At 34.0% G+C, this 19,640-nt stretch carries 13 protein-coding genes; 11 read left to right on the forward strand and 2 right to left on the reverse strand.

Annotation, left to right across the window (positions count from 1 at the left end; all coding sequences use genetic code 11):
• Nucleotides 1-270: 270 nt before the first annotated feature.
• Nucleotides 271-570 (forward strand): hypothetical protein, encoded by a 300-nt coding sequence (locus LUU93_RS12520; RefSeq protein WP_053473773.1) that lies wholly within the window; start codon nucleotides 271-273, stop codon nucleotides 568-570.
• A 95-nt stretch (nucleotides 571-665) separates the two neighbouring features.
• Here the strand turns inward: LUU93_RS12520 and uvrA are convergent, their stop codons facing one another.
• Complete coding sequence (gene uvrA / locus LUU93_RS12525) at nucleotides 666-3,461, reverse strand: excinuclease ABC subunit UvrA (RefSeq protein WP_232681460.1); 2,796 nt, start codon at nucleotides 3,459-3,461, stop codon at nucleotides 666-668.
• A gap of 246 nt (nucleotides 3,462-3,707) precedes the next feature.
• On the opposite strand from uvrA, the gene LUU93_RS12530 reads away from it, so the two are divergent.
• The 9 genes from LUU93_RS12530 (at nucleotide 3,708) to LUU93_RS12570 (ending at nucleotide 18,241) form a co-directional block, all read left to right on the forward strand.
• Nucleotides 3,708-6,509 carry a triple tyrosine motif-containing protein gene (locus LUU93_RS12530; protein WP_311202629.1) on the forward strand — a complete coding sequence of 934 codons (2,802 nt, stop codon included), beginning with the start codon at nucleotides 3,708-3,710 and terminating at the stop codon, nucleotides 6,507-6,509.
• A 241-nt stretch (nucleotides 6,510-6,750) separates the two neighbouring features.
• Nucleotides 6,751-9,789: a SusC/RagA family TonB-linked outer membrane protein gene (locus LUU93_RS12535; protein ID WP_232681461.1), complete on the forward strand. Its 3,039-nt coding sequence runs from the start codon at nucleotides 6,751-6,753 to the stop codon at nucleotides 9,787-9,789.
• A gap of 11 nt (nucleotides 9,790-9,800) precedes the next feature.
• Complete coding sequence (locus LUU93_RS12540) at nucleotides 9,801-11,300, forward strand: RagB/SusD family nutrient uptake outer membrane protein (RefSeq protein ID WP_232681462.1); 1,500 nt, start codon at nucleotides 9,801-9,803, stop codon at nucleotides 11,298-11,300.
• Nucleotides 11,301-11,312: 12 nt separating this feature from the next.
• A complete protein-coding gene (locus LUU93_RS12545) occupies nucleotides 11,313-12,920 on the forward strand; it encodes a hypothetical protein (RefSeq protein WP_232681463.1) in 1,608 nt (535 codons plus the stop codon).
• 56 nt (nucleotides 12,921-12,976) lie between these two features.
• Nucleotides 12,977-14,635 (forward strand): family 16 glycosylhydrolase, encoded by a 1,659-nt coding sequence (locus tag LUU93_RS12550; RefSeq protein WP_232681464.1) that lies wholly within the window; start codon nucleotides 12,977-12,979, stop codon nucleotides 14,633-14,635.
• 71 nt (nucleotides 14,636-14,706) lie between these two features.
• Nucleotides 14,707-15,465 (forward strand): glycoside hydrolase family 16 protein, encoded by a 759-nt coding sequence (locus LUU93_RS12555; protein WP_232681466.1) that lies wholly within the window; start codon nucleotides 14,707-14,709, stop codon nucleotides 15,463-15,465.
• 309 nt (nucleotides 15,466-15,774) lie between these two features.
• Nucleotides 15,775-16,359 (forward strand): RNA polymerase sigma factor, encoded by a 585-nt coding sequence (locus tag LUU93_RS12560; RefSeq protein WP_073482632.1) that lies wholly within the window; start codon nucleotides 15,775-15,777, stop codon nucleotides 16,357-16,359.
• Between the two features lie 50 nt (nucleotides 16,360-16,409).
• On the forward strand, nucleotides 16,410-16,553 hold the full coding sequence (locus LUU93_RS12565) for a hypothetical protein (RefSeq protein ID WP_232681467.1): 144 nt from the start codon (nucleotides 16,410-16,412) through the stop codon (nucleotides 16,551-16,553).
• Nucleotides 16,554-17,170: 617 nt separating this feature from the next.
• Nucleotides 17,171-18,241, forward strand: coding sequence for a tetratricopeptide repeat protein (locus LUU93_RS12570; protein ID WP_232681468.1), 1,071 nt, complete (start codon nucleotides 17,171-17,173; stop codon nucleotides 18,239-18,241).
• Nucleotides 18,242-18,258: 17 nt separating this feature from the next.
• Here LUU93_RS12570 and LUU93_RS12575 read toward each other — a convergent pair whose 3' ends face one another.
• Complete coding sequence (locus LUU93_RS12575; protein WP_232681469.1) at nucleotides 18,259-18,915, reverse strand: endonuclease III domain-containing protein; 657 nt, start codon at nucleotides 18,913-18,915, stop codon at nucleotides 18,259-18,261.
• Nucleotides 18,916-19,013: 98 nt separating this feature from the next.
• Between LUU93_RS12575 and bcp the strand changes: the two genes are divergently transcribed.
• Nucleotides 19,014-19,466 carry a thioredoxin-dependent thiol peroxidase gene (gene bcp / locus LUU93_RS12580; protein ID WP_232681470.1) on the forward strand — a complete coding sequence of 151 codons (453 nt, stop codon included), beginning with the start codon at nucleotides 19,014-19,016 and terminating at the stop codon, nucleotides 19,464-19,466.
• The last annotated feature ends 174 nt before the right edge of the window (nucleotides 19,467-19,640 follow it).

Raw genomic sequence — 19,640 nt, forward strand, 5'->3', positions numbered from 1 at the left:
TTTTTTCATTATCCAAAATAAAAGCTGTGTTTTTATATAACATATTGAAAATGTGAAGGAAATCTTAAAAAATTCGCTCGATTTATTTTGTAATTCAATTTATTACAATTAATTTTATGTAGATTTTTATTACATCTCTTTCATTGATAGTATGAATAATATTTGCATAAAGGCAATAAAAGCGGTGTCTTAATGTTTTTTTTAAATTAAATAGCTATCCCAAATTGTTAAATTTAAGTATCACATGTAGACAAACCCAAACAAATGATTATGAAAAGCAATAAGCTAAGTCAAGAACAAAGTGTACAGGTGTTTTCCAATATGATATCGAACAAAGTTCATAATGGATTTACATTAGAAGAGAGAAATGATGAATTACTTTTTGCAGTTCTTTCTAAAGGAGGAAAAGTAGTTAACCACAGTTTAAATTTCATGATTTTTTGTTTAACCCTCGGATTATGGTCATTTGCATGGCTGTATCTAACATTAGAGGCTTCCAAACAAAAAAAGGTATTAGTCGCCATTGACGAAGATGGTTTTCCTTTTGAAGAAAAATGTTTAGTAGCATAAATATTTTCAGTTTAAAATAGTTTAGCCATAAATTACAATCATCTTACATGAATGTAATTTATGGCTAACTTTTTTTATAGTAATGCTGTTATAGTTTATAATTTATCTTTTAAATAAATTCCTGTAACAGATTCCTTGATTTTAACAACATCTTCGGGTGTTCCTGTGGCTAATAAATGTCCCCCATTTTCACCGCCTTCAGGGCCTAGATCTAAAATCCAGTCTGCACATTTTATTAAATCTAAGTTGTGCTCAATTACAATTATCGAATGTCCTTTTTCGATTAAGGCATCAAATGAGGTCAATAATTTTTTAATATCATGAAAATGCAATCCTGTTGTAGGTTCATCAAAAACAAACAAAGCTTTATCTTTTGTTGCTCCTTTTACTAAAAATGAGGCCAATTTAATACGCTGGGCTTCACCACCGGAAAGAGTAGAGGACGATTGTCCTAATTGAACATATCCTAAGCCAACATCTTGCAGTGGCTGTAGTTTTTGAGTGATTTTAGTCTGCTTATTTTTTTCGAAAAAAGCAATTGCATCATCAATTGTCATGGTTAGAACATCGTTGATGTTTTGATTATCAAAAGTAACTTCGAGAATCTCTTTTTTAAATCGTTTTCCGCCGCAGGTTTCACAAGGCAGCGAAACATCGGCCATAAAAACCATTTCAACATTTATTGAGCCTTCTCCTTTACAAGTTTCGCAGCGGCCTCCATCAACATTAAAAGAAAAATGTTTAGCCTGATATCCTCTTATTTTCGATAACTTTTCTTTCGCATACAAATCACGAATGTCATCATAAGCTTTAATGTATGTTACAGGATTTGATCTCGAACTTCTTCCAATTGGATTTTGGTCAACATATTCAATATGTTTGATCTGAGAAAAAGAACCTGATATTTCACTGAACTGCCCCGCTTTTTCAGCAGCATTTTCCAGTTTTTTCTGCATGGCAGGAAATAAAATTTTCTTAATCAGTGTACTTTTCCCACTTCCTGAAACTCCTGTCACAACGGTTAAAACATCAAGAGGAAAAGTAACATTAATATTTTTAAGGTTATTTTCTCTGGCACCAATAATATCAATATGGTTTTTAAATTTTCGTCTTTTCTTTGGAACAGAAATTTCTAAATCACCGTTCAGGTATTTTGAAGTAAGAGAATCTGATTTTAAAATCTCCTTATAAGTTCCCTGGGCAACCAAATTTCCTCCAAAAGTTCCGGCTTCGGGTCCAATATCGATAATCATATCGGCAGCTTTCATGATATCTTCGTCGTGTTCAACTACAATAACGGTATTTCCTAAATCGCGGAGAGAAAGTAAAACCTTAATTAATCGCTCAGAATCTTTTGGGTGCAGCCCAATACTTGGCTCATCCAGAATATACATCGAACCAACCAAACTGCTTCCTAATGAAGTGGCAAGATTAATACGCTGCGATTCTCCTCCGGAAAGTGTAGCTGAATTTCGGTTTAATGTTAGATAATCTAAACCAACTTCTGTCAAAAAGGACAAACGATTATTAATCTCAACCATCAAACGTTTGGCAATTTGCTGTTCGTAAACATTCAATTCGATATTTTTAAAGAAAGTAACCAAATGTCTAATCGGAAGATCGACTAAATCTGAAACCGTTTTTCCATTGACTTTTACATATGAAGCTTCTTCGCGTAAACGTTTTCCACGGCAGGCGTGGCATTTCGTTTTACCGCGGTAACGCGAAAGCATGACACGATTTTGTATTTTATAATTTTTTTCTTCAAGTTCTTTAAAGAAATCGTTCAAACCCTGAAAATATTGATTTCCTTTCCAGATTAAGTCTTTTTGATCTTCTGAAAGTTCAAAATAAGGTTTGTGAATTGGGAAATCGAATTTATAAGCATGTTTTACTAATTCATCTTTATACCAGCTCATACTTTCGCCGCGCCAAGGATAAATCGCACTTTCAAAAATCGATAAAGAAGTATTTGGTACGACCAAATCAGCATCAATTCCAATAATATTTCCGTAGCCTTCGCAAACCGGACAAGCTCCGTATGGATTATTAAAACTAAATAAATGTACGTTTGGTTCCAAGAATGTAATTCCGTCTAATTCGAAATTGTTAGAATAAGAAAATCTTTTTTCTGAACCTGCTTCCTGAAGGTAACAAATTCCTTTTCCTTCAAAAAAGGCAGTCTGTACGGCATCAGAAAGGCGATTGTAAAACTCTTCTTCTTCCTTAACTACAATACGGTCAATGATTAATAAAATATCTTTATTATCCAGTTTATGTAGTTCTGTTGGGGTAAATTCATCTAAACGAACCATTTCGTTATCGACTAAAATACGGGCAAAACCTTGCTGCAAAAGTATTTTAAGTTTATCTTCAAGCTGACGGCCTTCTTCTAAATGAATAGGAGCGAGCAAAAGCCATCGACTGTCGATTTCAAGTGTTTTTACATCAGAAACGACATCTGTAACGGTATTTTTTTTGACTTCCTGACCAGAAACTGGCGAATATGTTCTTCCAATTCTGGCAAATAAAAGTTTAATATAATCGTAGATTTCGGTAGAAGTTCCTACAGTCGAACGAGCATTTGTTGTATTTACTTTCTGCTCAATTGCAATTGCAGGCGCAATTCCTTTTATGTATTCTACTTTCGGTTTGTCTAAACGCCCTAAAAACTGACGCGCGTATGATGATAAACTTTCAACATATCGGCGCTGCCCTTCGGCATATAAAGTATCAAAAGCTAAACTTGATTTCCCTGATCCCGAAAGCCCTGTAATTACTACAAGTTTGTTTCTCGGAATGGCAACATCTACATTTTTTAAATTATGTACCTGTGCGCCTTTTATTATAATATTTTGCTTCGGGTCGAGTGTAGAAAGATCAATTTGCATAAAAAAGTCAATTTTTACAAAAGTAATCAATTTTGAATAGAGTTTTGTTAAGGATATTGTCTCAAATCTTAACAGAATTGAGGTGTTTCATTTTGATCAAAACGCAAGATATTATCAACAATCTGTCTCCCAGGGTGAAAATATAGTCTATGATGCAAAATCTTTTATTTTACTAAAAATTATTGTTTCACTCTAAAATATGCTATTTTAGAACTGTTTTAGTATTATTTAATATCCTGACCAAATTTGAAAACTAAACTATTTATTTTGTTGTTTTTGATGAATTTCTTGCTGTTCTCGCAGGAACTTCCACCAATTGTAAAATATTCTTCATCTGTTTACGGAGCAGGAAATCAGAGCTGGATGATTTCGCAGGACGATGAAAATTATTTATACTTCGCTAATAACGATGGACTTTTAGAATATAACGGAACAAGCTGGCAATTGTACCCAGGACCAAATGAAACTATTATTCGATCTGTAAAAGTGATTGGGAATAAAGTATATACAGGCAGTTATATGAATTTTGGTTATTGGACCAGAAATGAAAACGGCAAACTAAAATACACATCACTCAGCGATAAAATTAAAAGTAAAATTTTAGATGATGAACAGTTTTGGAACATCTTAAAATACGATCAATGGATTCTGTTTCAATCTTTAAACCGAATTTATATTTACGATACTAAAACCAGAAAATTTAATATCATTGCACCAAAAAATGGTGTTATAAAATCATTTGCGGCAAAAAATGCTATTTATTTCCAAACCATTAAAGAAGGGCTTTTTGAGTTTGAAAGCGGAAGAGCAAAATTAGTTTCAGATAATCCGATTTTAAAGAAATTTACAATTGCGAATGTTTTTACGACAGATGATGGTTTGTTGATTCAAACACAGTTGGACGGAATTTACAAACTGACAGGAAATTCTCTAACCAGAGCTGCTACAGATATAGATGCGGAATTAAAATCAAGTTTCGTATACAGCAGCCAGCGTCTTCAGGATGGCAGTTTTGCTTTGGGAACAGTTTCAAACGGAGTTTTTATTTTATCGGATAATGGAAAACTAAAATATCATCTTACACAAAGTAAAGGTTTGAGCAATAATACAGCTTTGTCGCTTTTTGAAGATAAAGATCAAAATTTATGGGTTGGATTGGATAACGGAATCAACTGCATCAATATTCAATCGCCGGTACATAGTTTTACAGACGATACAGGGGTTTTAGGAACCGTTTATGCGTCGGCTGTTTTTAACGGAATGCTTTACATTGGAACAAATCAGGGATTGTTTTGTAAACCCATGCAGAGTAATGCTGAATTTAAATTTATAAATGGAACAAAAGGTCAGGTTTGGTCGCTGTTTATGTATGATAATGCACTTTTTTGCGGACACGATTCGGGAACTTTTGTGGTGAAAAATGATTCGGCAAAAAATATATTTTCGGGTTCCGGAACCTGGAAGCTTGAACCAGTTCCAACAAATAAAAACCAATTAATTCAGGGAAATTATTACGGACTTTCGGTTTTAGAGAAAGTAAATAATCAGTGGGTTTTTAAAAACAAAATTCAGGGTTTTGATTATTCATCGCGGTATTTTGAAATCACAAAAAATCTTGATGTTTATGTAAGCCATGAATACAAAGGGATTTTTAGATTAAAACTCGATAAAGGGCTTTTAAAAACACATGATTTTTATACCTACAAATCTCCCGAAAAAGGAATCAGTGCCAGTTTAACCACATTTAATAATTCGATTTATTATGCTTACAAAGGAGGGATTTTTAAATTAAATCCTAAAACAAAACAGTTCGAAAAAGATGCTGTTTTGAGTTCGATTTTTGAAAAAGACGAATATACATCGGGTAAATTAATTGTAGATCATTCGAATAAAATCTGGTTGTTTTCTAAAAACTATATTCATTATTTCTCTGCCAGTAAATTGAGCAATCAATTAAAGCAGAATATAATTCCTATTCCATCCTCTTTAACCAATTCGATGCTGGGTTATGAAAATATTACCCAAATTTCAAAATCAACTTATTTAATAGGTACGACAGATGGTTATTATACATTAAATATTGATGATTTAAGTTTTAAAAACTATGATGTTTTTATTACAGATATATTGATAAACAAGCAAAATGAAACGTTTAAAAATGTTGGTATTCAAAGAGAAGGCAGTTTTGATTCTGATGAAAATAACATTACACTTAATTACACCGTTCCGGAATATAATAAATACATTAATTCTGAATATCAATATTTATTAGAAGGTTTTCAGGACGACTGGAGCGAGTGGAGTACAAAGGCGACTGTAAATTTTAAAAACCTTTCGCCGGGAAAATACACTTTTAGAGTAAGGGCTAAATATGCCAATACAATTCTGCAAAATACTGCCGTATATACATTTATAGTTTTAAAGCCTTGGTATTTGACCAATTTAGCTTGTTTTGTTTATTTTCTTTTGGTTTTGGCAATGGCATATTTTATTAATAAAGCATATCGAAATTATTATCAAAAACAGAAAGAAAAACTTATCGAAGAAAATAACCTTTTACTGGAGATTCAGGAACTTGAAAACGAACAGCAGCTAATGAAACTTCGAAACGAACAGCTTTCGCAGGACGTTGATAATAAAAATCGTGAACTGGCGGTTTCGACAATGAGTTTAAACAGTAAAAACGAATTATTAGCCTTCATTAAAGAAGATTTAAAGAAAACTGCTCAAAATGACAGTTCAAATATCAAATCTGTAATTAGTACGATTAATAAAAATATTACCGAAGAAGATTCCTGGAACGTATTTAAAGAAGCTTTTGACAGCGCCGATAAAGATTTCTTAAAACGTATCAAACAAATGCATCCTGTCTTAACGCCAAACGATCTTCGTTTATGTGCTTATCTTCGACTGAACCTTTCATCAAAAGAAATTGCGCCAATGTTTAATATTTCTGTTCGAAGTGTTGAAATAAAAAGATATCGTTTGCGTAAAAAAATGGATTTGCAGCACGAAATCGGTTTAGTAGAATATATTTTGGCTGTATAGTATTTCAAAAAACAGCTCAAAAAAACTATACATTACCACAACATTATGCATTTATTAGGAAGTTGCAGTGAAAATGTTAAAAAAATTAACATTCGTAAATTATAGTTATACGGCGGTTTATTTTGTGATATCCTGAATTTACTATTTGTTTTTTTATGATGTATGTTTTTTGTTGAGGTTAAATTTGTTGTTTTCATAAATGGAACAGATAAATTTAGCTTTCAATAAAAACTAACTAATTATGAAATCTAAATTATTACTAATTGTACTATCACTGTGTACATCTTTTGCGTTTGCGCAGACTATAGATGTAAACGGTACGGTAGTAGATGGGTCGGGATTAGCATTGCCTGGCGTTAATGTAAAAGTTAAAAGTTCGTCTCAAAACACAACCACAGATTTTGACGGATCTTTTAAGTTATCAGGAGTTCCAAAAGGATCTTCAGTTGTCTTCAGTTATATAGGTTACAGAACACAAGAAGTTGTGGTTTCGGGAACTAAAATGACTGTAAAAATGGCCGACGATGCTAAATCACTTGAAGAAGTCGTTGTTATTGGTTACGGCAGCCAGAAAAAAAGAGAAGTTACCGGAGCAGTATCTGTTGTAGACAGTAAAACACTCGATGTTTTAAAACCTGTCCGTATTGAGCAGGCTTTGCAGGGAATAATTTCTGGTGTAAACGTAACAACACAGTCAGGAGCGCCGGGAGCGCCGCTGGATATTCGTATTCGTGGTATTGCTACAAACGGACAAAATGCACCAACAGCTATCATTGATGGATATGTTGGAGATTTAGGACTTTTGAATCCGAACGATATTGAAACAATAACGGTTTTAAAAGATGCCCAGGCGGCAATTTATGGAACAATTGGAGCAAACGGAATCATTTTGGTAACAACCAAAATGGGTAAAAAGAATTCTAAAACAAAAGTTTCGTTTAACAGCTATGCAGGATTTCAGGAAACATCCAGAAAATTACCAACTCTAAACGCTACAGAATATGCACTTTTATTAAATGAAAGTTATGCAAATGGAGGACGACCGCTTCCTTATCCTAATGTTTCTGGTTTAGGATCGGGTACAGACTGGCAGAAAGAAGTTTTTCAAAAAGGAGCACCTATCATTAATAATGATTTAACAATTACCGGAGGTTCAGACAAAATCACATATTCTATCAGCGGATCGCATTTAGATCAGGAAGGAATTGTTGGCGGAGATAAATCTGGTTTTTTAAGAAACACGGCAAGACTCGGTTTGAGTGCTGATTTAAGCGATAAATTCAAATTAAAAACCAATGTTATTTATACATATTTCACAAGAAGAACATTAAACGAAAACGGACTTGGTTCTGTATTGTTCAATGCACTTAACGTTCCTGCAACGTTAAAACCTTATGATGCAAATGGACAATTTACTTTGGTGCCGAGTACAACAGGATTAGGAACTGAAATTATAAATCCGCTTGCTCAGATTGCAAATACTTATAATGATTATAACTATAAAAAACTAAATGGAAACTTTGGTTTAGATTATAAAATTTTTAAAGGATTTACACTTTCAAGTTCAATAGGTTTTAATACTTCAAACAGCGAATCAAAAACTTTTGCAAAACAAATCAGTTATGGCGGAAAAGTATTTGATGTTCAAAGAAGTTCTGTAACCCAGGGAGCTGTAAATGATAACAACTATTCATTTGATCTTTTTGGTAATTACACTGCACAAATTGCAGAATCTCATAATATTACAGGAACAATAGGTACAACTATTTTTAAAGAATGGGGTAACGGACTTTTTGCAACTGGATTTGATGTACCTAATAACTCTTGGGAATTTGCAGATATTTCTTTAACAAAAGGAGTTTCAGAAACGTTGACAAACAGTTCATACGTTTACGATCAAAGAAGATTATCTTATTTTGGAAGACTTCAATATGATTATAAAAAGAAATATTTATTGTCTGGGATGATTCGTCGTGATTCTTCTACCAAATTTGGACCAGGAAATAAAGTAGGTTATTTTCCATCGGTTACGGGGGGCTGGGTAGTTTCTGAAGAAGGATTCTTTGGACAGCCAAAAGCAATTAGTTTCTTAAAGTTAAGAGCCAGTTACGGAACGTTAGGAAATGACCAAATCCCGAATTATGGTTATTTAGGACTTTTAAGTGGAGAAGCAACTTATGTTTTTGATGGCTCTTTAGTAAACGGAACAGCAACAGGACAAGTGCCAAACCCGGACTTAAAATGGGAAGAAGCAGAAAAATTTGATGTTGGTCTGGATTTGAAAGTTTTAAACGATAAAGTTTTCATTGTTGCCGATTATTTCATCGATACCAGAAAAGATTTATTAATCCCGAATATTCCGGTTTCAGGAATCAACGGTACAGGTGCTCCGGGGGCAAGTGCTCCAACTTTAAATGCAGGATCTGTTAGAAATAAAGGTTTTGAATTTGCAATTGATTATAAAGATAAATTCTCAGATGCATTTTCATTTAGCGTAGGTTACAATGTAACGTTCCTTAAAAATGAAGTACTAGAAGTAAATAATGGTACAGGATTTATTGAAGGTGGAGCTTTTGGAGTAGGACAGCCGGCTCCTTCGCGTATGGAAATAGGAAAACCATTAGGTTATTTCTACGGATATAAAACTGACGGAATTTTCCAAAATCAGGCAGAAGTTGATGCACACCCATCACAATTGGCTTTAGGAGCAAACGCAGCACCGGGCGATCTTCGTTTTGTTGATGTAAATGGCGATGGTGTAATTGATACAAAAGATAAAACCAACATTGGAGATCCAATTCCTGATGCTACAATGGGTTTCAATCTTCAGTTAAACTATAAGAACTTAGATTTTGCAGTTTATACATTTGCTTCTGTAGGAAACGATATGGTTCGCAACTACGAAAGAACACTTTCTGATGCAAATCGCTTAAATTATGTTTTAGACAGATGGACAGGCGAAGGCTCAACAAATTCAACTCCAAGAGTTACAACAGGTGCAACAGCAAACAATGTTTTCTCTGAGTATTTTGTAGAAGATGCTTCTTACTTTAGAATTCAGAATATTCAGTTAGGATATTCTCTTGCCCCAAGTGTAGCTCAGAAAGCAGGAATCACAAAATTGAGACTTTATGCAGGAGTAAATAACCTGTACACATTTACTAAATACAAAGGTTTTGATCCGGGAGCTTCAAGTGGAGCGCCAATTGGCGGAGGGATCGATTACGGATTCTACCCAATTCCAAGAACCTATTTAATGGGGCTAAACATTAATTTTTAATTTCAATTAAAATGAAAAAGTATTTCTTTACAACCGTTATAACTCTTGCTCTGTTTTCGACCATAAGTATTTCATGTTCGGATGAGTTTGTAGACCCAACTCCAGAATATTCTATAGATTCTGAAAACTATTTTAATTCAAAAGCAGATTACGATCAGGCTTTGATTGCAGCTTACGATTTGCTTCAGGCTTCTTATGTAAATGTTTTATTAGGAGAAATTGCTTCAGATAATACATTGGCAGGAGGAGAAAGCCCAACAGACGTTATCGGGTTCCAGCAGATTGATGATATGATACACACGCCGGTAAACAGCAATTTAAGAGATATCTGGAACTGGATGTTTGCAGGAGTTCAAAGAGCTAACTATATTCTTGAATTTCAGGATAAAACAGATTTTCCGGAGAAAACCCAGGTTATTGCCGAAGCTCGTTTTCTTAGAGCATATTACCAGTTTGAATTAGTAAAATGGTTTGGCGGTATACCAATGAAAGGCGATGCGAGATTTAAAATTGGTGATGAAAAAACGATACCGCGTTCATCAGTTCAGGAAGTGTATGCTTCAATCGAAGCTGATTTAATTTTCGCATCGGCTAATTTAGCACCAAATGCTTCTCAAAAAGGCCGTGCAACAAAAACTGCAGCTCAGGCATTATTAGGAAAAGCATACTTATATCAAAATAAATTTACTCAGGCTGCTGCAGTACTAGAATCTGTAATTACTTCAGGAAAATATTCTTTAGTAACAGATTATAATTCAATATTTGAAATGGACGGAGAAAACGGAGCAGAGTCTGTTTTTGAAGTACAATATACAGATACTGAAGGTGCAGGATTTGGATGTTTGCAATGTAGTGAAGGTAATGTAGCTGTAGGTTTTAGCGGCGTTAGAAATTTTTCAGGACCGCTTTTCTCTTCAGGATTTAGTTTTAATGTGCCAACTCAGGAAGGTGCAGATGCATTTGAAGTAGGAGACAGACGCAAAGATGCGGCCATTTTAGACATCGCTGCTTTTGCCGCTGCAAATGCTAATTATGATAACGGAAAAGGAGTCAGCTACGGAAAAGGAAATGAAGACACAGGTTTCTTTAACAGAAAATATCTTCCAAGAAAAAGAAGCGCAAATGCACAGGGAGATTTGAATTTAACAAATCCAAACAATTACAGATCAATTCGTTATGCAGACGTTCTTTTAATGGCTGCAGAAGCTTACAACAGAGGCGGAATTGACGACGGTAAAGCAAGAACGTATCTAAACCTTGTCAGACAGCGTGCTTTTGGAGATAATAACCATAATGTAACGGCTTCTGGAGCTGCTCTTACAGATTTTATCTGGGCAGAAAGAAGAGTAGAACTTTTTGGAGAAGGACATCGTTTCTTTGATTTAGTAAGAACCGGTAAAGCTGCTGGAACAATCCCTGGATTTTCAGCAAATAAAAACGAATTATTTCCGCTTCCAATAGAAGAAATTCAATTCGCAAACGGAAACTGGTCTCAAAATCCTGGATATTAAAAAAATACTATTATGAAAAAATTACATTATATATTAAGTCTTGTCGTTTTAATGCTATTCTTTAGCTGTTCAAGCGATGACAGCAATATTGATTTAGAAGGTGTCAGCGCACCCGAAAACATATCTGCTTTGACCACAGTAACTCAGGACAACTCCGGTAAAGTAACTTTTTTACCAAAAGGAGAAGGAGTAACGCAATACAAAATAAATTACGGAGACGGATCACCTGAATCTGATTATTTCCCTTCAGGAGGAACCGTAACACACGTTTACAAAGAAGGAACTTACCAAAGCAAAATTATTGCAATGGGAATCAGCGGAAAAACAACCGAAGTAACGCAGGAAGTTTTGGTTTCTTTTAGAGCTCCGGAAAATTTAGTAGTAGTAATAACAAACGATTTATCTGTTTCTAAAAAAGTAACCGTAAAAGCAACAGCAGATTTTGCATTGTTTTATGATGTTTATTTTGGAGAAGCAGGAAAACCAGATCCGCTTACTGCAAATAACGGAGAATCGGTTTCATATACGTATCAGCAAGCCGGAGTTTACACCATTCGCGTAGTTTCAAAAAGTGCAGCGATTAAAACAACTGAAAAATCTCAGGAGTTTGAAGCAAAATTAGTTCTTAATCCAACAACTTCAGCACCAACGCCTCCAAACAGAGCAGCCGGAAATGTAATTTCTATTTATGGTTCTAAATACACAAATGTTGCCGGAACAAACTATTTCCCGGATTGGGGACAAGCAGGACAAGGAAGCAGCTGGACAGAATTTGATCTAAACGGAGACAAAATGCTGAACTATATTAAATTAAGCTACCAGGGAATTGCTTTGGCAGATAATGTAACAGTTGACGTTTCTGGAATGGATTACATTCACATGGATGTCTGGACAGCAGATTTACAAAAAATCGAAACTTCATTAATTAGTAAAACAAATGGTGAAAAACCAGTTACAAAAGATCTTACAGCAAATCAATGGACAAGTATTGATATTCCAATTTCGGCATTTACAAGTCAGGGATTAACTGTTGCCGATATTTTCCAATTGAAATTTGTTGGAACACCTTGGGCCGGAGGAACTGTATTTATCGATAATATTTATTTCTACAAAGACAGCGAAACATTAAATACCGCAGCACCAACACCAACAAAACCGGCGGCAGACGTTATTTCATTATTTAGTGATGCTTACACAAATATTGCAATTCAAACCTGGCGTACAGACTGGTCGGCAGCGACACTTGAAGAAACGGCTGTTGCAGGAAATGCAGTTAAAAAATATTCAGATTTAAATTTTGTGGGTATCGAACCTGTAACAACAATTGATGCAACAGGAATGACACATTTCCACGTAGATGTCTGGTCTTCAGATTATACAGAATTCAGAGTTAAATTAGTTGATTTTGGAGCAAACGGAGTTTACAATGGAGGAGGAGATGACAAAGAACACGAACTTAAGTTTACCGCTCCTGCACAAGGACAATGGGTGAGTCTGGATATTCCTTTAAGTGATTTTACAGGATTAACAACCAGAGCTCATATTGCGCAGCTTATTTATTCAGGAAACCCAAGCGGAAGTCATACCATTTATATTGACAACGTTTATTTCCATAAATAAAAGCAGGGATTATCAACGAAATTAAAATGAATTTACATTTTATAAAAAATAACAAAATGAAAAAATATAATAAATACTTCGTATTACTTTTTGCTCTGCTGTCAGCAATAAGTTGTCAAAAAGACGATTACGCTTTTGGCGATTTAGCGGCGCCCTCTAATATTCAGGTAACAGCTGAAATTATAGGAAAAACTGCCGACGCTCCAAATGGAGACGGATCAGGAACGGTAAAACTTACTGCAAAAGCAGATAATGCTGTTTCTTATAAATTTGTTTTTAGCGATGGCACTTCAGAAAATTCGCCAAGCGGGATTTTTACAAAACGTTTCACAAAAACAGGCGTAAATACCTATACTGTTACAGTAATTGCAAATGGAAGAGGCGGTGTAGCATCAAACACAACACTTGATGTTGCGGTATTGAGTAACTTTAGCGATGATGAAGCTGTAGCATTCTTAACGGGCGGTACATCTAAAAAATGGTATTGGTCAGCTTCAGAAGCAGGACATTTAGGAGTTGGTCAAAACGATGCCGATGCAGCTAAAAACTATTATGCAAACTACTATCAGGCAGGACCGTTTGAAAAAGCCGGTTCACCAGCAAGCAGCTGTTTATACGAAAACGTATTGACTTTCTCTTTAGACGGGGAACAATTGAAATTTGAATTAGACAACGGCGGATCAACATTCTTCAACGCAGCCTTTGCAAGCGTAGGAGGAGGAAGCGGACCAGACGACGCTTGTTTAACTTATAACACAAGCGGAGTTAAAACAGTTTCATTAAGCCCGTCAGAATCTGTTGTAATGGCAAATCCAAATCATGCAACACAAACCAGAGGAACAACAATGAACTTCTCAGATGGTGGATTTATGGGGTATTATATCGGTCAAAGTTCTTATGAAATCCTGTCTATTACTGCAAACAGAATGGTTGTAAGAGCTGTAATGGGAGGAAACCCGGCATTAGCCTGGTACCATATTTTTACCACTACAAAGCCAACTCAAAATCCGGCAACAGATTATACAAATCTGGTTTGGTCAGATGAGTTTAATACTGATGGAGCTCCGGATGCGGCAAAATGGAATTACGATTTAGGCAGAGGAAATAACGGCTGGGGAAATAATGAAAAACAAAATTATACCAATGCAGCAACGAACGTAAAAGTACAAGGCGGTAATTTGGTTATTACAGCTAAAAAAGAAGCTTCCGGCGATGCAGATTATTCATCGGCAAGATTAAAAACAGATGCTAAATTTGCTTTTACATACGGAAAAGTTGAGGTTAAAGCTAAACTTCCGAGCGGTGGAGGAACATGGCCGGCAATCTGGATGCTTGGGCAAAACTATGCTTCTCAACCTTGGCCGGCCTGTGGCGAAATAGATATTATGGAGCATGTTGGCAACAATCAAAATGTAATTCTTAGTACACTTCATTATCCCGGACATTCAGGCGGAAATGGTGTTTCAAGCTCTAAAACCTATGCTAATGTTTCGACAGAATTTCATGTTTATAAAGTAATCTGGAGCCCTGCATCTGTAAAAACTTATGTAGACGACGATTTGCTCCATTCAGTTCCAAACGATGGTTCTTTACCTTTTAACAGCGATTTTTTCCTGATATTAAATGTAGCAATGGGAGGTAATCTAGGCGGTAATATTGATGGCGCTTTCACACAGTCTTCTATGGAGATTGATTACGTGAGAATTTATCAATAGAATATGAGTTAATTAATAAGTAATTCTGGAAGGTCAGTTTCGGCTGGCCTTCTTAATTTTAAAATGATACTATGAATAAAATAGTTTTACTATTGTTAATCTGCAGTATTTCGTATGCGCAGGAAACAAAAAGAAAATTGGTATGGGAAGAAAATTTCAATACTAAAAAATTAAACGAAAAAGCATGGAATTTTGAACTTGGCGACGGCTGCCCAAATTTGTGCGGGTACGGAAACAATGAAAGACAAATTTATACTAAAACAAATCACAAGTTTAAAGATGGAAACCTTGTTATTGAAGCCAGAAAAGAAGGAAATAAATACACATCTACAAAAATAACCACAAAAGGCAAAAAAGAATTTAAATATGGCCGAATCGAAGCCAGGGCAAAACTTCCTGTCGGGCACGGTTTGTGGCCGGCTTTCTGGATGTTAGGCGCCAATATTGATGAGGTTAAATGGCCAAAAACAGGAGAAATTGATATTTTAGAATATATAGGAAGAGATCCGCACATGGTCTATACAACCCTTCATACACAGGACAGCCACGGAAATACAATCAATACCAAAAGAACCGAATTTCCAAATATCGAAGAAGGTTATCATATATATGCAATTGAATGGAATAAAGATAAAATCGAATTTTTTGTTGATTCGGCTTTAGTTTATACTTTCAATCCCGAAGTTAAAGATGAAGATACATGGCCATTTGATAAACCATTTTATATTATTATAAATTTAGCAATTGGAGGTAATTTTGGAGGTCCTGAAGTCGATGATACTATCCTTCCTCAAAAATTTTACGTCGATTACGTGCGTGTTTATCAATAAAAAATATAGAATTAAATTTTAACCAAAAAGCAGATGTAAATAACTTAAATATTTAGTTGTAAGTTATTTACATTTGTTTTTGAATTGTTTTTTACAGCGTTTTTTAAACTATTTCTATCAAAAATGGGCTCTGAAGCAAAAAACTTAACGATTAAATGTTAATTATTATTGTTTTTGTTTGCTTATTAAAATAAATATTTGTTAAATTTGGTCACAATATTAACATAACTCAAAAAAGATCACGCCTATAAAATAAAATTACTTTTTAGAAAAATTACTCCAAATTATTAAAACTAAAAAAGTAGTATTATGGCTGATCTGCAAATTCCAGACGCTCTATTAGTAAAAAATTATGTTGAAGGCAGTGAAGCTGCTCTTGCAACATTAATAAAAAGGCACGAATCTAAGATATATGGATTTATATATTCTAAGATTGCTGATAGAGATATTTCAAATGATATTTTTCAAGATACTTTTATTAAAGTAATCAAAACTTTAAAAAGTAATTCCTATAACGAAGAAGGTAAATTTCTTCCTTGGGTAATGCGTATTTCACACAATTTAATTGTGGATCACTTTCGCAAAACCAAAAAAATGCCAATGTACAGAGAAACAGAGGAGTTCTCAATCTTTTCAATTATGTCTGACGATTCATTAAATATCGAAAGCAGAATGATTGTAGATCAGGTTGAGGTTGACTTAAAAAGATTGATCGAAGAACTTCCTGAAGATCAAAAAGAAGTCTTGGTTATGAGAATGTATCAGGATATGAGTTTTAAAGAAATCTCAGAATTAACAGATGTAAGCATCAATACAGCATTGGGTAGAATGCGTTATGCGCTTATGAATTTGAGAAAAATAATAGACAAACATCAAATTATTTTAACCAACTAATACTAATTTGAATATTAGTCCGTTATACTAGTATAAAACATTTACATGGTATGGCGAAAATTTACTCAAAAAAAGCATTAGCTTCTAAAGATTTGAAACCTAAAAAAGAAGTTGTTTCTTTTTTATTAAGTTATTCACAAGCTTTAACGGTTGTGAAAATTGAAGATAAAAATTTTGAGATTATAGCTAATTAAACAGCCCGCTGCTTTGGTCGGATGTTTATTTCGAAAGAAAAACCAAATGGTCGTTTTGGTTGAAAGCTCACTATTTGTATGCAAATACAGGTAGTGAGTTTTTTTTGCCTTAAATGCATAAACTTTACTCAGTTGAGATGCATTTTGATATGTATTTTTCCATACTTATTTTTCCAATCACTTACTATATTTCTTCGCTTTGCCTTAAATTAACCTGAAATATAATTTTGACTGAAAATTATATTTTTGTTAAAATTTAATATTTTCATTGAAAATATTTCTTTATTCAATAATTAATTTTATTTTAGTTAAAAAATAACTATTAATTCATAAAAATAGAAGAATTTTTCGTATTAAAACATTTAAATCACCCTAATTATGTCCAACCAATAACCAAAAACCTATGAAGAAAAACTACTCTGTCTTATTTCGTTTTGTTTGTTATAACTCTTAGTTATTTACTAAGAAATTTGATTTTTATGAGAAATTAAATTTAGAGACTTATTCTCTAAACTTTACTTTTTTACTTAGTGCAGGCTGAAGTTCTAAACTATCATCTTGCGGCAAAATTCATTCAAAAACTAGATCTGTTTTAATAACCAAAACCTAACCGAAATATGAAAACGAACCTAAAGATATTATCAATGCTGTTATTGATAAATGTCGCAGCATTTGCTCAAAAAGATCAAATAAAAGAAGCGCAGTCTTTATACGATAAAGGAAAAAGCGAGGAAGCATTGGCAGCTTTAAAAAAAATAGAATATTTGATCGTAAATGCATCCGATGAAGATAAATCTGATTTCTTTTATATAAAAGGAAATGTCTGTAAAGATCTGGCTTCTAAAAATATAGATGCTGTAAATAACTTTGCTCAAGCTTCGAGCGCTTATCAGGATATCCTTTTGTATGAAAATGATTCTCGTAATTACAAGTACGCTTTCAAAGCAAATTTAGCTTTAAAAGGAATGAAATCTACACTTGTAGACGGGGCTTTTAAAGATTATAAAGCTGGAAATTACAAAGAAAGCGCAGGAAAAAGTTATGAAGTATATTTAATTGACAAAAAAGATACATTAAACTTGCTTAATGCGGCTGGGGCGGCTTTAACAGGTAAAGATTATGTCTCTGCAATTAAATATTACGAAGAATTGAGAAAAATAAACTATACCGGTAAAGGAATGGTTTACTACGCTACAAACAAAAAAACTAAAGAAGAAGAAGCTTTTATTTCTGTTAGTGCCAGAGAATCTAACATTCAGGCTGGTCTTTATGAAAAACCAAGAAATGTTTTGCCGCCATCTAAAAAAGAAGAAGTTTTAATCTCTTTGGCATTTTCTTATCTGGAAAGAAATGATTATGCAAATGCATTAAAATACTATGAAAGTGATCTGCAGTTAAATCCAAATTGTATGGACTGCTATATCAATCTTACTTATGTAAAAATGCAGCTCAAAAAAGAACTGGTTAACCAAATGGATCAGCTTGGTAATACTCCTAATGAACAAAAGGAGTATGAAAAATTAAGCGCTCAAAAAGATGATATTGTAAGAAGTACAATACCATACCTTCAAAAAGCCTTAACGATAGAACCTAAAAATCCGGATGTAATTAAATCACTTTTAGGAGTGTACAGATCGCTGGATATGACAAATGAATACAATGCCTTAAAAAGTGGCAGCGGTATGTAAAATAAATAAAGAAGCTGCTAAACTTTCTTTTTAGCAGCTTCTTCTATTATAGATTTTTTACCAATTGTTCTGGTAATAATATCTTTTTCTAAACTCCAGCCTCTTGCAGGCGAATATTCACGTCCGTACCAAATAATCTGTAAATGAAGATCGTTCCACGTGTCTTTTGGAAACAATCTTTTAGCATCCTTTTCAGTTTGAACAACATTTTTTCCATTCGAAAGATTCCATCTGTGCATCAGTCTGTGAATATGCGTATCAACCGGAAAAGCTGGAACCCCAAAAGCCTGAGACATGACAACACTTGCTGTTTTATGTCCAACTGCCGGTAAAGCTTCAAGTGCTTCAAAACTCTGCGGAACTTCACCATTATGCTTTTCAATCAAAATTTCAGATAAACCATGAATTCCCTTAGATTTCATTGGCGACAAACCACACGGACGAATAATTTCCTTGATTTCTTCTATAGACATCTTCACCATATCATACGGATTATCAGCCTTGGCAAACAAAAGCGGTGTAATTTGGTTCACGCGGACATCTGTACATTGCGCCGAAAGTAAAACAGCAATTAATAAGGTATAAGGGTCTTTATGATCAAGAGGGACAGGTATAGTAGGGTAGAGTTCTTTTAACGTATTTATAACAAATTGTACGCGAGCTTCTTTATTCATTTCCGTAATTTTAAAGTGTAAAAATAGGGAATTATAAGTTAGGAGTTATCTTTGTTTTTAAATCTAAAATCAACAATCTGAAATCTAAAATAAAAAATATGACAACATTAAAAGCAGGCGATAAAGCACCAAATTTTTCAGGAACAGATCAGGATGGGAAAACACATAAACTGGCAGATTATGCCGGAAAAAAATTAGTAGTATTTTTTTATCCAAAAGCAAGTACGCCTGGATGTACCGCTGAAGCTTGCGATTTGAGAGATAATTTTGAGCGTTTTAAAGCCAATAATTATGAACTTTTAGGTGTAAGCGCCGATAGCCAGAAAGCACAGTCAAAATTTAAAGATAAATATGAATTTCCTTTTCCGTTAATTGCTGATGAAGATAAATCAGTAATCAATGCTTTTGGAGTTTGGGGACCAAAAAAATTCATGGGAAGAGAATATGACGGAATCCACAGAACCACTTTTGTAATCAACGAAAAAGGAATCATTGAAGAAGTAATCGAAAAAGTAAAAACAAAAGAACACGCAGCGCAGATTTTGAAATAGTTTTTTGTTTCAGGTTTCAAGTTTCATGTTGTTTTGCGTGTAGTTTTACCGCAAAGATTCTGTGTTGATTTCCAAATTAAAATCTTAATTTTTATTAGTTTTGTTTTTTCAAGACAGTCTTTGAGCTAGTCTCTATAGCGTGTAAAGCCATTTGTGTTTTCACGCTATTTTTTG

It is taken from the genome of Flavobacterium soyae, assembly GCF_021245985.1.
GTDB classification, from domain to species: domain Bacteria; phylum Bacteroidota; class Bacteroidia; order Flavobacteriales; family Flavobacteriaceae; genus Flavobacterium; species Flavobacterium soyae.

Excerpts from the sequence above, each read along its gene's own strand:
- LUU93_RS12575 (WP_232681469.1), bottom strand. The coding sequence starts at position 18,915 with ATGAATAAAGAAGCTCGCGTACAATTTGTTATAAATACGTTAAAAGAA.
- LUU93_RS12565 (WP_232681467.1), top strand. The coding sequence starts at position 16,410 with ATGGCGAAAATTTACTCAAAAAAAGCATTAGCTTCTAAAGATTTGAAA.
- bcp (WP_232681470.1), top strand. The coding sequence starts at position 19,014 with ATGACAACATTAAAAGCAGGCGATAAAGCACCAAATTTTTCAGGAACA.
- LUU93_RS12535 (WP_232681461.1), top strand. The coding sequence starts at position 6,751 with ATGAAATCTAAATTATTACTAATTGTACTATCACTGTGTACATCTTTT.
- LUU93_RS12570 (WP_232681468.1), top strand. The coding sequence starts at position 17,171 with ATGAAAACGAACCTAAAGATATTATCAATGCTGTTATTGATAAATGTC.
- LUU93_RS12540 (WP_232681462.1), top strand. The coding sequence starts at position 9,801 with ATGAAAAAGTATTTCTTTACAACCGTTATAACTCTTGCTCTGTTTTCG.
- LUU93_RS12545 (WP_232681463.1), top strand. The coding sequence starts at position 11,313 with ATGAAAAAATTACATTATATATTAAGTCTTGTCGTTTTAATGCTATTC.
- uvrA (WP_232681460.1), bottom strand. The coding sequence starts at position 3,461 with ATGCAAATTGATCTTTCTACACTCGACCCGAAGCAAAATATTATAATA.
- LUU93_RS12560 (WP_073482632.1), top strand. The coding sequence starts at position 15,775 with ATGGCTGATCTGCAAATTCCAGACGCTCTATTAGTAAAAAATTATGTT.
- LUU93_RS12555 (WP_232681466.1), top strand. The coding sequence starts at position 14,707 with ATGAATAAAATAGTTTTACTATTGTTAATCTGCAGTATTTCGTATGCG.
- LUU93_RS12520 (WP_053473773.1), top strand. The coding sequence starts at position 271 with ATGAAAAGCAATAAGCTAAGTCAAGAACAAAGTGTACAGGTGTTTTCC.
- LUU93_RS12550 (WP_232681464.1), top strand. The coding sequence starts at position 12,977 with ATGAAAAAATATAATAAATACTTCGTATTACTTTTTGCTCTGCTGTCA.